The following is a 15,580-nucleotide window of genomic DNA, read 5'->3' as shown; positions in this document are numbered from 1 at the left end:
TTAGATAGTTAGAAAGAAAAGTTCCGCCTCATATGAGACGGAACTTTTCAATTTTTTAAACCTGTAAGGGATATTATTCTTATTTTTTGGTATTATCCGTTTTTCCTGATTTATTTTTTGAAGACTTTTGAACATCTTCTTTATCAATATCAGGCGGATTGGTCTTTTTTGATGCCGCAGGAATATTGGGGAAATCCTGGTTTTGCTTTTGGGTTTCTGCGGTATTGGCAGATTCATTCTTTTTGGTGTTTCCTTTTGTATTCATGACTTTGAATTTTAAATTTCAACAATATGATGGTATCATTCAAAGGGTTTGCCAAACGGAAATATTTTACCTTAAAGTCCTAAAATACCAATTTTTCCTGTTTTATCTTCTATTTCATAATTTAAAGCCTTAGCTAAAACAAAGATATTATTAAGATTTTCTATCAGCTGTTTACGGCCTTCACTTCTCAGCTGATTCTGATCAATTGATTTTTCGGCTGTTTCTTTAGCTTTCTGGGTAACATTTTTAATATCTTTTTCTGAAATTCTGTTAATAAAAGAATCATCCAAAGACTGAATTTCAACGCTTGGCGTAATTCTTATGTCGGCATCAGGAAGCTCGGTGATAATCAATTTTTTATTGATAGAATCTACTTCGATCTTCATTTTGTTAAGGTCATAAGAAACCTGTGCATTGGTCTTTGTATAAGTTATAATGCTGTTGCTGGAGACTTCCTTCCCGAATACTTCATAGCCCATCTTGGTTTTCTGCATGCTGGAAGTATTCTGCTCCATCACCACCATTTTATTCATCTTGGAAATCTGATTGGTCAGGATATAATAATCAGACTTTTCAGTTTTATTTCCAAGGTTCAGGCAGGACTTCAGTCCAAAAAACAGAAGAAACATGGCACCGGCACCGGCTGCAAAGGATAATATTGTTCTATAATTTCTCAAAATCTATTTAAAAATTTCTTTGATGACAGACGAATCATTCTTTTTAAGAATTTCAACTAAATCCCTCTCGATATATCCTGTAGTAGGCATTTCTATAATTCTTCCCACTTCTTTTCCATATCTTTTCAGGATAATGGTAGGAACTTTTTGAAGATTGTAAAGACTTTCATCTCCGGTTGGAGATTCTTTCTTACGGTTTACTGCTATGATATTCAATTTATTTTCCGGATAGCTTACGGCTTCCAATATTTTCATCAGTCTTGGAAAATCTCTGTGGCTGTCTTCACACCAGGTTCCCATGAATACAATAATATCATAAGTCCCGATTTTCTCTTTTTTTAATTCACTGACGGCTTTTTGGTCAAGAACATACTCATCATGTTCTTTTACATACCAATCTGCATAAGGAGCTTTTAAAAACTGCTCTTTCAGTTGGTTTCCTAAAAGCATTTTGCCATCTTTCTGAGTTTCAACTTCACGGTTTACTACTACTTTTTGAGCATTAACCTGTTGTGCAGCTAAAAATAAACTTGAAAAGGCAATAATATTGGTAATAAATTTTTTCATATGTTATTTTTCAATAATTGATTTTAAATCAGCAGGAGAGTAGTATTTGTTTTTTAATACTTTATGATCTGCCTGTCTGTAAACATTGAATTTTTCTCCGGACTTTTCATAAAAAGATTCTACTTCCTTCTCTTTGTAAAATTCAACAGTTTCCTTTGCCTGTTCTTCATTGTCACATGCTTTCGACATATTGGAGCGCTGAACTTCGTTGAATAGCTCTACAAATTTGTTGCCAAGTCCGAATTCCAGTACAGCTCCACTCAAAACATACTGAAGATCACACAATGCATCTGCAATTTCTACAATATTATTATCTGCAATGGCTTGTTTCAGTTCGTTCAATTCTTCCTGTAAAAGCTCCACTCTAAGATTGCATCTTTCCGGAGAAGGAATTTGTGGGGTATCTAAAATAGGGGCTTTGAAAGTAGTATGGAATTCTGCTACTTGGTTCAGACTATCAATTTTATCCATGAATTTTTTTATTTTCCACAAAGATAGAAAAGGATTTGTAAAATGTGAAATGTACACGAGTAAAATATGAGACTCAAAAGCGCAGGCTGTCTATTGTTTTTATTTTATTCCTGCGAATTAAAGTTAATTGGCATTCTAAACCATGATTTTACTGGTGTTCCATTCTTTTTTGCTGGACTCCACTTCCCTTTTATTTTTTTCAGAGCAAATTTTACATCCTCAAGAAGAATTTTATTGTTTTCTACTTTGGGCTCAAGATCTACATTGGTGATGTCTCCATTTTCATCTATTGAAAAGGATATAAGAAATGTTCCTTTTGGGTTGTAAGTTTCCCAATCCAAATAATTATTTAAGCTTTCAAGAACATCTTTTCTAAATGCTTTCATCCCTCCGGGCATGGCAGCAGACTGATATGATTTAACAATATCGTAATCGGGTTTGTAATTTTCAAAAAAATCTTTGGGTTGAAACATAAAATCGAAATAAGCGGCAACTTTCTGTCCGTTTTGTTCTGCAGGCTGCCAGTTTTTTAAGCTTCCTAAAGATTTGACAACAAGAGTAAAAGCGCATTTGTTCTTTTCTATAATAGGATCATCGCTCTTTTTCTTTACTAAAGCAGGCTTACCATTCTCATCAATCTTTAGGCTTACAAAATACATCTCATTTTGATCACATGGTTTTGAGCCGCTTTTCAGGAAATAGTTCTGCATGTCTGAAAATAATTGGATGGAACCTCCTTGGTATGGAAACTGGCCGTCCGGATATTGAGCTAATGTTTTTTGTGAAAATGCTGAGCCAAAGTATAGGGTAAAAAGAAACAGTGTTATTTTTTTCATTTTTAGATGTGCTTCACGGGTTAAATTAGTTTGTTCGCTAAATTAAGAAAAAGTCTACAACTTTCAGGCTGTAGACTTTTATTGTATGGGTAGAAATGATTTCAGTTATTCATATTTCCAAACGCCGGATATATTTAATATCATCAATCCCGGCTGTTTCTCTCCAAAGCTGAATACACAGATGTATTTTGAATGACAGGAAGTACAGTCTGTGCCAAAATATAATGTTGGTTGATCATTGACGGTCAATTCTCCAAAGTGAAGCATTCTCTGAGAGGTTTTGTTTACTATTCCGTGTTTTAATAATTCTTCTCTTGAAAGTACTTTATTTTCATTATATACTTGAAAGATAGGAAATCCTGATTCATAGGGAACGATTTCAACTGTATTTTTGTGGCGGCAATGGCCGCAGCTGAAAGTTATTATGGCTGATGGAAGAGCTTCATCATTGATAAAGCTGTTTTTTTCAACAGAAGCTTTTTCGGTAATGTTTATTTTTTCTGATATTGAATACATCTGGGTAGATTTATGGCTGAATAACTGTGCCTACTAAGTTAGGATATTTTCCACTAGGGCTTTTCTTAATGGTAACTTTTATATAACCTTCTTCTGCCAGCTTATTCCAAGTTTTCTGGTATCCTGTATTGATATCAACAGGGATTTTCCACATGGTTTGTTTTCCTTTTCCTGCCTGGCCGAACCAAGGAATGATGTCTGCGGTCTGGGTTTTAAACTGCATGGAGTTATTCAAAACATCAATTTCATAATAGAAATCGTATTTGTCTTCAGGCTGATTTAACGCTCTTTGAGTAAATGTATAGGTATATCCATTGATAATTGGGCTTGTGAAACTTCCTCCTAATGTAGGAACCCCGGTACCGTTGTAGCTGCCTACAGCGCCGCTGTATCTGTCAAACTTTTGCCCAACCTGTAAAGCAACATCATCCACGATATTATACCCTCCGTTTGCAGGCGGCCAGCTGCCATTTAAATTATTTGCTTTAAAAAGAGATTCCAGTTCACTCCATTTGCCTCTTTTGTAAAGATCATATGCCTGATTTCTGATTGCCTGACTTACCGAATTATTGGGGTCATATGTTACCGCCAGTTCATCAGCGTTTTTGTAGAAGACAGAAGTAACGTCAGGATTGATATCTATTACGTCATCATTGTCCGAACTACAGGCAACCGAGAAAGAAGTGATTGCTAAAAAAAAAATGTACTTAAATAAATGTTTCATATAAAAAATTTTAAATTATTTTAAAATTATTGAGGTATTAGAGGGAGTACCTTTTTGAAACATTATTTTTACAGAAATCTTAAATGGAAATACTGATATGGTAGTATTACTATTTTTCCAGTCAATAACAGAATTTTTTGAGTGCCGGAATTTAATTTAATAATATACTTTTCTGGCTATAAATTGCTGGAAATACCAATTTATATCAAAATAGAGTCAAAAAAAGCAACTGCATCAGACGTCAAAAAACGGCTTGTAGCTCCCTTAAATACAATCTGGGTAAACGGCACAATGAAATATTGCTATGTGATAAATTTAAATTAAAAAACTTAAATATTAGTTATTTTGTTTTAAATAAAACATTATTGTAAAATTTAATTAAATAATAAACGTATTTGAATTTATATTTTCATTTTGACTAGTCCTAAATAAGCGTTACATATTAATAGGATAAAAATACTAATATTTATTATATAGTTGTTGGGTTTTCCCGACAACTATATTTGTTTTTATACGTTCTTATTTTTACACTATTTTGTTTGTGCATCTGCTCCGGTGTTTTCATATAACACGACCAATGTGGTCTTTTGGTATTATAAATGTGAACTGCATCTTCTACCAATAGCTTCATTGTCTGTATATTTACCTGATAATCTTCTAATAAGAACTCTTGCTTGAGTATTCCGTTTACTCTTTCTGCAATAGCATTTGCATAAGGATCATAGCTTTCAGTCATTGAGGGTCTGATATTTTTCTTTTTCAATATTTTTTGATAAACATGACTGCAATATTGTAAGCCTCTGTCGGAATGATGAATTAAGCTTTTTTTATAATTTCTTCTCTTTATAGCCATATTCAGGGCCCGCAGAGATCCCTCAGTTGCCAAACTATTAGAAAGGTCATATCCCATTATTTTCTTAGAATAAGCATCTGTAACCAAAGCCAGATAGCAATTCCTGTCTCGCCCTCCAATATAAGTGATATCTGAAACCCATACTTGTTCCGGCTGTTCCAATGGCATATTTTCTATTAGATTCTTATGCTTTCTGAATCGATGATGGGAATTGGTGGTTATTCGATAGTTTCTTTTGGGTTTTATGAGCATATGATTGGCTCTGAGTATGCTGAAAAGTTTATCTCGTCCCACATGTAATGTATGCAGAGAGTCCGCCAGCATATGATAGATCTTTCTTGTACCCACACGAGGCATCATCAAACGCAGGTTATTGACCAGTGTAATCACTTGGTCAGCCCGGGCTTGTTTTTGATCTCTAAGCCAAAAGCTTCGATAATAGTGCTGTCGGTTGATCCCGACCAATCTACAAAGATAACTTATCGTTTTTTTTGTTTCTTTGCTGAGATGCTGGATTGATCGGGAAAGGAGTTTTTTCTTACCGGAATCAAATATTCTTCCTCCGCCAGGTCTATCAATTTATCCAAAATAGCGGCTTTGTCTTCCGATTCCGTTAAACGGGTTTCAAGATATTCGTTATGACGTTCCAGACGTTTTAACTTCTCTTCCAGCTCTTTAATCTTTTGTTCAGGTGTTTGCATAGCTTTATGTTGGGAGCGGTTGTCTATATCAAAGGTACCATATTTTCTTCGCCATTCCGTTATAGTGCCGTGACCTTGAATACCATACTTACGCATTGCTGCACGATTGCCAATACTGCCACTCTCTACTTCTTTTACTACCGCCAATTTAAAGGAGACGCTGTAATCCTTTTGGCTACGTTTTACATACTGATTGTGAAATGATTCCATAAAATTACTTTTTTTGTGTAACGCTATGTTAGGACGAGACATTTTATCAAATAAAAAAAGCTACCCGAATGAGCAGCTTTCTGATTGAAATATATTTTTGTTACTTTTTAATGAATTGTTTTGCAAATCCTCCCACCTGGATTACATAGGTTCCATTGGTTAGTTTATTGACATTTACTGTTCCGCTTTCAAGATTCCCTGCGCTGACAAGTCTTCCGGACATGTCATAGATTTTATATTCTTCATTGCTTGTATTGGTAAGAGTAAGAATATCCTTTACGGGATTAGGATACATTTTGATTTCTGTAGATGATGAATTTGCATCTGTTGATTTGTCGTCAGAAGTTTTTACAGAAATATTGGCATTATTGATATCAAAGAAAATATGATTGCTTCCTTTGATCATTATTCTTCCAGAACTGGTTAAAGTATCAGGGATTGTAATGGCTTCTGACCCGTCATTAGGGGTTGCTGTCAATAATGTTGTCCACGTAATTCCATTATCTGTTGACCATAGAATATCTACATTGGCTGTATTCACTCCATTGGCTGTAGTTCCTGCTACATCCCATGTTACTGTTTGCGAGCTCCCTTTTACGTAGGAAACTGCTGTGTTTTGCGAGGTTATGGCAAATGGCCCTGCTACTGGATTAACAGTGATCTTAGTGTCATCCGAATTATTTCCACCACCTCCGGCTTTGTTATCGCGAACAGTGAGTCTGAAATTTAAAGTTCTGGCAACAGCGGGAAGAGCTTCAACATCTATTTCCGTCCCTGTTGTCTTAAGAGCGCCTGCTAAAATAGAAGACATTATTGGAAAATATCTTACAGGAGAACTTGAAGGAGTCCATGATCTGAATATAGGGCCTGCAATTTTTGTTTCTTTTGCTGCAGAATTAGCTCCTGTTTCAGAAGAAGTTCCTTTATCCATTTGTTCCCAGATATAGGTGAGCGGATCTCCGTCTGCATCAGTTCCGGATCCGGTAAGCATAAAAGGCGTGCTTTTAGGAATAATATAATCAAGCCCTGCATTTGCTGCAGGAATTGAGTTTCCTGTATTGGTATTTTCAGAACAGGTTTTTGTTTTGATATTATCGGTAATCTGTTCAATACTTAAAGCGTGAAAAAACGGATCTGAATTTTTCTGAACATCATAATTAGTGACCCCAGCGTATCCCATGATGGTAGATCCTGAACCTGGTTCTACGGGTTTTAATCCAGATTGTGGTTCGTATGACCATGTGTGGTTTCCTCCGAACTGATGTCCCATTTCATGAGCTACAAAATCAATGTCAAAAGTATCTCCTGAAGGATTGCCGTTTGCCGGAGAGGTGTATCCACTTCCTTTGTAGCTGCTGGGATAGGTTATCCCCTGATCCTGATAAGTGGACATATCATTATCACAAATACATCCGATACAACCTGCATTGCCACCGCCTCCATCTCTTCCGAAAAGGTGACCAATATCAAAATTATTATTTCCGATAGAAGTGTTTAAATTCTTCATGAGCTCCAAATTCCAATTCTTCATTTGTGAAGATGGAGAGTAGGGATCTGTGGATGCATTTGTATAAATGATATCGTCATTATTGGCAATAAGAACCATTCTTGCTGAAAAATCGTTTTCAAAAATACCATTTACGCGGGTCATTGTATTGTTCATAGCTGCTAAAGCCTGAGCTTTTGTTCCCCCAAAATAAGAGGTATATTCTCCTGTGCAAGAAAGAGCAAGCCTGAAAGTTCTTAATATGGCATCATCTGCATTTTTATTTGATACGGCCTTGAGATTTCCTTTTTGAGCTCCCTCTAAAACTTTACATTCAAGTTTATTCAGATTGTCTTTACTATCTGACTTTCTATAAATGATATAAGTTGAAAGATCTTTGGTATAAGGTTGAATAAAAACAGAGGACTTGTCACCATATACTTCCATAGAAGAAAGTCCCAGCGAAGAAATGCTGAAATAAACCTTTGATGCAGGATCTTCCACACCTACACCTATATAAGATTTGATATCTGGATATTTAGCAGCCAGCTCAGGTTCAAAATTAGAATTTTCTGCTACCTTGAAATTTTCCATTTTCCCAGCTGAATTGGGAAAAGAGATAATTGTTTCAGATTTCTGTGTTGATCTTTTTGGGGCTTTAGCCAATGCATTTTTTAATCCGCTTATATTCAGATGATAAAGCTGGGGATTTTCAAAACGTGACATGCTTTCTAAAATCGGTAAAGATACTTTTGAGGAACGCGAGGTCCATAAACGATCTGTCTGTGCGAATGTAATACCCGACAATGCGAGCATCGCTATCATCAATAATTGTTTTTTCACGCAAATGTATTTTTATCAAAAATAGTAAAAAAAATGCCTAAAAATATATTTTATCTGTATACTTTTTGTCAGTATTCCCTTAAACAGAAGGGGGTGTTAAAAATATTTTATAAAATTCAATAAAAAAGAAAAACTGTTCTATACAGAACAGTTTTTCACATCGTTTAATTTTAAAAGTCTATTAGTTGCTAATTTTTAATGAATCTCTTAGCTGATTCTCCGATTTGAATCATATAAGCCCCTTTGATAAGGTTGCTGACATTCACGGATCCTCTTTGAAGTTTTCCTGAGTCAATTAGTTTTCCACCCATATCGAAGATTCTGTAGTCTTCTGAAGTTGTATTTGAAATATAAAGGATATCTCTTACAGGGTTTGGATACAATTTCACATCTGTAATCAGGTCTTTTGTATTCTGAAGATCTCCTTTTCCTGAAGAAACAATATTAAGAGTATAGTCTTCAACCTGTCCATAAGTGAATGCTTCACATGAAGAAGTAGGGATTGAGCTATACTTCATCATGACTCTCATTCTTGTAGATCCAACTGTAGCAGTAGCCGGGATGGTAATAGATCCTGTAACCGGGCTGGTTGTAGAACCTGCTTTTGTCCAAGCTAATTCTCCGCTGTCTGTAAAGTCTCCATCGCCGTTGTAATCAATATAAACAGCATATGCTTCGCTATACTTTGTAGAAGTCCAAACCGGAGTAATGGAAATCGTATAAGCACTTCCTCTTGTAACATTTGTAGAAACTGAAGTGAAGTTTTCATACCCTGCAGTTCCTGTAGATGTATTGTTAATTGATCCAAATGTTACGTTTCCAATTCTTTCATCAGCAGTGTTGGAAGCCGAAGAAGAACAATAGGTAACGGTTCCACCGGAAAGAGTAGTAACACTTACAGTATTGCTGGAAACAGAAGCATTTCCTGCAGCATCTTTTGCTTTAACAGAGAAAGAATAAGTTGTTGCCGGAGTAAGCCCTGTTACAGTATAGGTAGCAGAAGCTGTAGAACCGATTAAGGAAGCACCTTGGTATACATCATATCCGGTTACCGCTACATTGTCTGTAGCACCTGACCATGAAAGATTGGTTGTAGTAGCAGTAGTTCCTGAAGCAGCAAGGGTAGGAGCTGTAGGAGCAACCGTGTCAGGAGTTCCGGAACCTGCATTTACAGAGATGTTGGCATTGTTGACATCAAAGAAAATGTGATTTGATCCTTTTACCATAATTCTTCCTGTAGTTGTAGTAGAATTAGGAATTGTCACAGCTTGTGAACCATCATTTGGAGTTCCTGCTAACAGGGTAGTCCAGGTATTTCCGCTGTCTGTTGACCAAAGGATATCTACATTGGCTGCATTCACTCCGTTTGCTGTAGTTCCTGCTACGTTCCATGTAATAGTTTGAGAACTTCCTCCAGCGTAAGTCGTTGCTGAATTTTGTGAAGTGATATTGAATGGTCCTGCAGTTCCATTAACTGTGATTACCGCATCGTCAGAATTGTTTCCTGAACCTCCTGCTTTATTGTCACGAACAGTAAATCTGAAATTTAATGTTCTCGCAACAGAAGAAAGAGCTTCTACGGTAATTTCAGAACCTGCAGTAGTGGTTGCACCTGTTAAAACAGAAGCCATTCTTGGGAAATATCTTACAGGTGCAGTGGTAGGAGTCCATGATCTGAAGTTAGGGCCTGAAGTTTTTGTAGCACTGGCCGCTGAGCTTGCTCCTGTCTGAGAAGAAGAAGCATTGTCCATTTGTTCCCAGATATAGGTTAAAGAATCTCCGTCGGCATCCGTTCCTGTTCCTGTCAGTACGAATGGAGTTCCTTTTGGAATGGTATAATCTAAGCCTGCGCTGGCTGTAGGAATTGAATTTCCTGTATTGGTATTAACAGAGCAGGTTTTAGCTTTAATATTATTAGTGATCTGCTGAATGCTTACCGCATGGAAGAAGGCATCAGAATGAGGTTGGATATCTTGGCTGGTAATTCCGGCATATCCCATAATTGTTGATCCAGATCCCGGTTCCATATTGACGCCTGTTCCTTCATTGCTCATAGAGAAAGTATGGTTTCCACCAAACTGATGTCCCATTTCGTGAGCCACATAGTCGATATCAAAATTATCTCCTGAAGGAATAGCATCTGCCGGAGAAGTATAACCGCTTCCTTTAGATCCGTTTGTACAGATACAGCCAATACATCCTGCATTTCCACCACCTCCGGAAGCTCCGAACAAGTGTCCGATGTCATAATTAGCTTCGCCAATTACCGAAGTTAAAGTACTTTGTAATTGAGAATTCCAGCTGCTCATTCCTGAAGCTGCAGAATAAGGGTCTGTAGAAGCATTGGTGTAGATAACAGCGTCATTATTGGCGATCAAAACCATTCTTGCTGCGAAATCTTTTTCAAAAACACCATTTACACGGGTCATTGTGGTATTCATTGCAGCTAAAGCCTGAGCTTTTGTACCTCCAAAATAAGTGGTGTATTCTCCGGTACAAGATAATGCCAGTCTGAATGTTCTTAGTTTAGCATCGTCAGCGTTAGGTCTTGCCGCAAGAGCAGAGTTGGAAACTCCTTTTTGAGCAGCGTCAACGACTGTACATTCAAACTTATTAAGATCATCTTTTTTGTCGGACTTTCTGTACACTACATAAGAAGAAAGATCTTTAGTGTAAGGTTCGATGAATACTGCAGATTTATCTCCGTAAATTTCCATAGATGACAGTCCTAGTGGAGAAACACTGAAATAGACTGTGGAATTAGGATCATCCAGACCTTGTCCTACATAGGATTTGATATCCGGATATTTTGCTGCCAATTCAGGGGCAAAATTGGAATTCTCCCTCACTTTGAAACTTTCCATTCTGCCTTCAGAATTCGGAAAAGAAATAATGAGTTCTGATTTTTCGCCTGCAGCCAGTCTTTTGGGAGCTTTTGCCAGCATGTTTTTCAATCCGTTGATATCCAGATTGTATACCTTAGGATTGCTGATGCTGGTTTTGTTTTCAAAGATCTCTGATGAAGTTTTTCTGGAACCTTCAGACCAAAGACGGTCAGTCTGTGCGAAAGAAATACCCGAAATAAGGAGCATTCCAATCAGCGTTAATTGTTTTTTCATATTAAATATTAAATTTGATTGTGGAATATCAAAGCTAATGAAAAATATATTATCAAAAACAAAATTTTTTAAGAGAAATTTGGAATATCGCCTTAAAATGTTATGCAATACATTAAGTATAATTGAAAAAGCTTATTAATAAAAGAAAAGTAAAAGTGAAGAAATGAAATTTAATTTCAAAAAAAATAAAATAGAGGTATTTTTTTTATTAATTTATTAAAATGAGACAATGAAAATTACTAATTATTTAATTATGTGTAAATAATATTAGTAAGTTGAATTTTGGCAACTGTTGTTAAATGCTCTGCATCCTGACTATAAAAAAGCTGTTTCATATTGAAACAGCTTCGTATATTTATATAATCCCTACTTACATTTTATCATCAGCAGTAGGACCGTAAAGTCCAGGGACTTTGTTCCCGGTAGATCTTAAATAAACCACCAGTTCACCTCTGTGATGGTACAAATGATTATAAAGAAAGCCTCTTACCACCTGGATTCTTGGAGATGGCGGGAAAAGTACATTTCCGTTCATTTCCATTTTCCACTCATTAAAATAAGTATTTTCATCCGAGTTTTCCAGAACTTTCTGTGCGTTGGCAACATTTTCTTCAAATTTCGCGAGGATATTTTCCGCTTTGGAAATATCTCCTTTATCATACTTGTACGCTCCCATATCAAAAGTATCCTGATTGAAAGTGGATTCGTACCAATTGTATACTTCGGCAATGTGTGAAGCCAGCTGACCGGTTGTCCAGTTTTTTTCTGAGGGTTTCCAGTCTAATGCGCTGTCAGGGATTGCCTGTAAAATTTTTCTGGTGTTTTCAGCTTCGTGCAGAAACTCACCTAAAAGTGCCTGTTTAATCATTTGTATATGTTTTTAAAATTAAGGTTATTTTGTAATATCTCTTCCAATAACCAGTCTCTGGATTTCAGAAGTACCTTCACCGATTGTACAAAGCTTAGAGTCTCTATAGAACTTTTCAGCTGGGAAATCTTTTGTATAACCGTATCCTCCGAAGATCTGAACAGCATTGTTCGAGATTCTTACACAAGCCTCAGAAGCATATAGTTTTGCCATAGCTCCTTCTTTTGTCATTTTTTGTTTTGCATTTTTAAGAGTAGAAGCTCTTTGGATAAGAAGTTCAGCAGCATCAATTTCTGTAGCCATATCTGCTAGCATAAAGTTGATTGCCTGGAAATCTGCAATAGGTTTTCCAAACTGATGTCTTTCTTTTGCATATTTTAAAGCCGCTTTGTAAGCTCCTCTTGCAGTACCTAAGCTTAGGGCTGCGATAGAAATTCTACCACCATCCAATACTTTCATTGCCTGCTTGAAACCTTCACCTACCTCTCCTAAACGGTGAGAATCCGGTACACGTACATTATCAAAAATTAATTCTGCTGTTTCAGAAGCACGCATTCCTAATTTATTCTCTTTTTTTCCGGAAGTAAATCCAGGCATTCCTTTTTCTAAAACAAAGGCTGTAGAGTTGTTCTTAGCACCTATTTCTCCTGTTCTTGTCATCACTACGGCAATGTCTCCAGAAATAGCATGAGTAATAAAGTTTTTAGCTCCGTTGATAATCCACTCATCACCATCTCTTACAGCGGTAGTAGACATTCCTCCTGAATCAGAACCTGTATTGTGTTCTGTAAGTCCCCAGGCTCCGATTACTTTTCCGGATGCCAGCTGAGGAAGCCATCTGTGTCTTTGTTCTTCATTTCCAAATTCATAAATATGGTTGGTGCAAAGTGAGTTGTGTGCTGCTACAGAAAGACCAATAGATGGGTCAACCTGAGAAATTTCATCCAGAATAGTAACATACTCATGATAACCTAAGCCAGAACCTCCATATTGTTCAGGTACTACAATTCCCATAAAACCCATCTCACCCAATTGGTGGAATAAGTCTTTTGGAAATGTTTGGCTTTCATCCCATTCCATAATGTTCGGTCTAATGTTCTTTTCTGCAAATTCTCTAGCCGTTTCCGCTATCATTTTGATGTTGTCAATAGTCTCTGTATTCATATAATAATAGTTAGTTCCCAAAGATAACCAAATTGATGGAATGCTAAAGAAAAATTATTTTATTGACAACAGTAAGCGCTAATACATTTAATTTTCAAATTTTTATATTTTGAAAATTAATACTTTCTTAATAAAATATACAGTCTTTTACGTTTTTTATTTCACTATTTTAGGTTCCAATTTTTAAGGTATGAAAAAAATTCTACTTCCTATTATTTTGATTTCCTCTTATATTTCTGCTCAGGCTCCTGCGGGATATTATAATGGAACAGCTGGGCTTACGGGGTATGCCCTGAAATCAAAACTCCACGATATTATTTCAGAAAAAATGGTCAACTGGCATTATAACGATCTTAAAGTGTTATATGGGCAGACTGATCTTGATAAATATTATGATCACGATGCATCGAATACTCAATATCTGCTGGATATCTATTCCGAGATTCCTTTGGGACCGGATGCTTATGAATATACAGTGGATCAGATGGTAGCAGGAGTGAGTATGGAAGGTCAGGGATACAACAGGGAACATATGATGCCGCAAAGTACCTTCAGTACAAGTTCTTCAATCAGTGATTATCCTATGTATTCGGATCTTAACTTTATTATTCCTGTTGACGGATTTATCAACCAACGAAGGAGCAATTATCCTTATGGAATAGGAAACAACACGAATCATTATATCTTCAGCAATACTTCAAGGATCTCCAATGCGGCCATTCCGAATTATCCTTATATAGGAAGAGTTTATGAACCTATTAATGAATTCAAAGGTGATATCGCCAGGAGTTTGTTATATTTTGCGGTACGATATGAAGGAAAGTTAGGCTCATTCAATACGGCATATACCACATCAGTGAATCTTACTCCTGCTACAGACCAATGTCCGCTGGATGGAACTGAAGAAAGAGCGGTTGATCTTGCTTATATTGCCATGCTGAAACAGTGGAGTACGGCAGATCCGGTTTCACAAAGGGAAATCGACAGAAATAATGCCATCTATACAATACAAAAAAACAGAAACCCATTTATCGATCATCCTGAGTGGATTGATATGATCTGGTCTGAAACGCCTGATAGTATTGCCCCTACAGCTCCGGGAACGCTGGTTTCAACACAGCAGAATGCTTATTTTGTTAATTTAAACTGGACTGCTGCACCTGATGCTGATGTTTTAGGATACAGGATTTATATGAACGGATCCACAACACCTGTTGCTGTTACAAAGGGAACTTCTATAAGCATTGACCATCTGAATCCTTCAACAACTTATACGTTTACAGTGAAAGCTTTTGATAAAGCCTATCTGGAATCCCCGTTCAGTAATACAATTACCACTTCAACGATTGCTTCTGATTCGTATGCTCCGGATCTTATGATTACAAAATATATTTCGGGAACGAATACGGAATTCATTAAGAATAATTCACTGGAAATTGTTAATAAAACGGGACATGAAGTTAATTTAAATAATTACAGAATCAATATTCAGTTTAAAAACAATACTTCCGGAGCGATCTATAATGGAGATACTTATGAGTTAGAGGGCAAAGTAGGAAACAATGAAACGTTTGTGATTTTGAATCCAAAAGGTACTTTGTCATGTTTTACCAGTAATCAGGCGAAATTTGTAACGGCTTCTGATCCTTTGATGTTTGCAGGAGAAAATTATGTAGAGCTTGCTTATAATAAGACCGTAACTGTGGATGCTATCGGGGTAAAATATACCCTCAATAATAACGGAAATGTATCTTTGTACAGAAAGAGTAGCGTCAATCAGCCCACTGATACATTTAGTATAGGTGAATGGGATTCTTATCCGTCCAATTACTGCCAGAACCTGGGCGAAACATTGTCTACTGCAAAATTGATTGCTGAAAACAATGAGTTTACGATTTATCCGAACCCTGTTTCTGATCATCTGTATGTAAATGGAGAAAAGGAAAAAGTAAAAATGGCTCAGATCATAGATCTTTCCGGAAAAGTGATCTATTCGGAGAAAGATCCGTTCAGAAATAAGACAAATATTTCGGTGCAGGGGATTCCTGCGGGTATCTATTTTTTAAAACTTGATGAAAAAGCCCATCAGTTTATTAAAAGATAATACTATTAAAAGAGGAACAAAAAGTACTCTTACCAGATCTGAGATTGCTTCGCTTTGCTCGCAATGACTGTTTTAGCCCTGATAGAAGCGGTTACCCCGGAGCATAGGTGGAAGAGTTGGAGGGTTAAGTGGCTGGGATAGCTTGGTGCGAGGAGTATGAGTGGATAGCAGGAATA

The 15,580-nt window shown here is 36.6% G+C and carries 14 protein-coding genes; 1 reads left to right on the top strand and 13 read right to left on the bottom strand.

The genetic code is table 11. The features are described from left to right. Positions 1 to 79: 79 nt before the first annotated feature. The 13 genes from JOE44_RS04445 to JOE44_RS04385 all read right to left on the bottom strand — a co-directional run bounded on the left by JOE44_RS04445 (position 80) and on the right by JOE44_RS04385 (position 13,300). The gene (locus tag JOE44_RS04445; RefSeq protein WP_209784507.1) at positions 80 to 265 is read right to left on the bottom strand and encodes a hypothetical protein; all 186 of its coding nucleotides are present in this window, start codon (positions 263 to 265) and stop codon (positions 80 to 82) included. 71 nt (positions 266 to 336) lie between these two features. Further along, a complete protein-coding gene (locus JOE44_RS04440; RefSeq protein WP_209784506.1) occupies positions 337 to 942 on the bottom strand; it encodes a DUF4230 domain-containing protein in 606 nt (201 codons plus the stop codon). Positions 943 to 945: 3 nt separating this feature from the next. Next, positions 946 to 1,509 carry a thioredoxin family protein gene (locus JOE44_RS04435; RefSeq protein ID WP_209784505.1) on the bottom strand — a complete coding sequence of 188 codons (564 nt, stop codon included), beginning with the start codon at positions 1,507 to 1,509 and terminating at the stop codon, positions 946 to 948. A 3-nt stretch (positions 1,510 to 1,512) separates the two neighbouring features. Then, positions 1,513 to 1,980, bottom strand: a complete 468-nt coding sequence (locus JOE44_RS04430; RefSeq protein ID WP_034694493.1) for a nucleoside triphosphate pyrophosphohydrolase family protein — start codon at positions 1,978 to 1,980, stop codon at positions 1,513 to 1,515. A gap of 104 nt (positions 1,981 to 2,084) precedes the next feature. Next, on the bottom strand, positions 2,085 to 2,816 hold the full coding sequence (locus JOE44_RS04425; protein WP_079241613.1) for an energy transducer TonB: 732 nt from the start codon (positions 2,814 to 2,816) through the stop codon (positions 2,085 to 2,087). Positions 2,817 to 2,921: 105 nt separating this feature from the next. Beyond that, positions 2,922 to 3,332 (bottom strand): hypothetical protein, encoded by a 411-nt coding sequence (locus JOE44_RS04420; RefSeq protein WP_209784504.1) that lies wholly within the window; start codon positions 3,330 to 3,332, stop codon positions 2,922 to 2,924. 10 nt (positions 3,333 to 3,342) lie between these two features. Further along, a complete protein-coding gene (locus tag JOE44_RS04415; protein WP_209784503.1) occupies positions 3,343 to 4,056 on the bottom strand; it encodes a glycohydrolase toxin TNT-related protein in 714 nt (237 codons plus the stop codon). A gap of 469 nt (positions 4,057 to 4,525) precedes the next feature. Next, the gene (locus tag JOE44_RS04410; RefSeq protein WP_209785203.1) at positions 4,526 to 5,374 is read right to left on the bottom strand and encodes an IS3 family transposase; all 849 of its coding nucleotides are present in this window, start codon (positions 5,372 to 5,374) and stop codon (positions 4,526 to 4,528) included. Between the two features lie 14 nt (positions 5,375 to 5,388). Next, positions 5,389 to 5,820 carry a transposase gene (locus JOE44_RS04405; RefSeq protein WP_209784502.1) on the bottom strand — a complete coding sequence of 144 codons (432 nt, stop codon included), beginning with the start codon at positions 5,818 to 5,820 and terminating at the stop codon, positions 5,389 to 5,391. A 100-nt stretch (positions 5,821 to 5,920) separates the two neighbouring features. Further along, positions 5,921 to 8,149: a zinc-dependent metalloprotease gene (locus tag JOE44_RS04400; RefSeq protein WP_209784501.1), complete on the bottom strand. Its 2,229-nt coding sequence runs from the start codon at positions 8,147 to 8,149 to the stop codon at positions 5,921 to 5,923. A 188-nt stretch (positions 8,150 to 8,337) separates the two neighbouring features. Further along, complete coding sequence (locus JOE44_RS04395; RefSeq protein WP_209784500.1) at positions 8,338 to 11,268, bottom strand: reprolysin-like metallopeptidase; 2,931 nt, start codon at positions 11,266 to 11,268, stop codon at positions 8,338 to 8,340. A 370-nt stretch (positions 11,269 to 11,638) separates the two neighbouring features. After that, complete coding sequence (locus JOE44_RS04390; RefSeq protein ID WP_079241617.1) at positions 11,639 to 12,136, bottom strand: DinB family protein; 498 nt, start codon at positions 12,134 to 12,136, stop codon at positions 11,639 to 11,641. Positions 12,137 to 12,160: 24 nt separating this feature from the next. Next, positions 12,161 to 13,300: an acyl-CoA dehydrogenase family protein gene (locus JOE44_RS04385; protein ID WP_209784499.1), complete on the bottom strand. Its 1,140-nt coding sequence runs from the start codon at positions 13,298 to 13,300 to the stop codon at positions 12,161 to 12,163. A gap of 190 nt (positions 13,301 to 13,490) precedes the next feature. Here JOE44_RS04385 and JOE44_RS04380 point away from each other — a divergent pair, with 190 nt between their 5' ends. Further along, positions 13,491 to 15,404 (top strand): endonuclease, encoded by a 1,914-nt coding sequence (locus JOE44_RS04380; RefSeq protein WP_209784498.1) that lies wholly within the window; start codon positions 13,491 to 13,493, stop codon positions 15,402 to 15,404. Positions 15,405 to 15,580 lie beyond the last annotated feature (176 nt).

Origin of the sequence: Chryseobacterium sp. PvR013, from assembly GCF_017833095.1 — a bacterium.
Lineage (GTDB): Bacteria > Bacteroidota > Bacteroidia > Flavobacteriales > Weeksellaceae > Chryseobacterium > Chryseobacterium culicis_A.
This window is presented reverse-complemented; position numbering and strand designations above follow the sequence as displayed.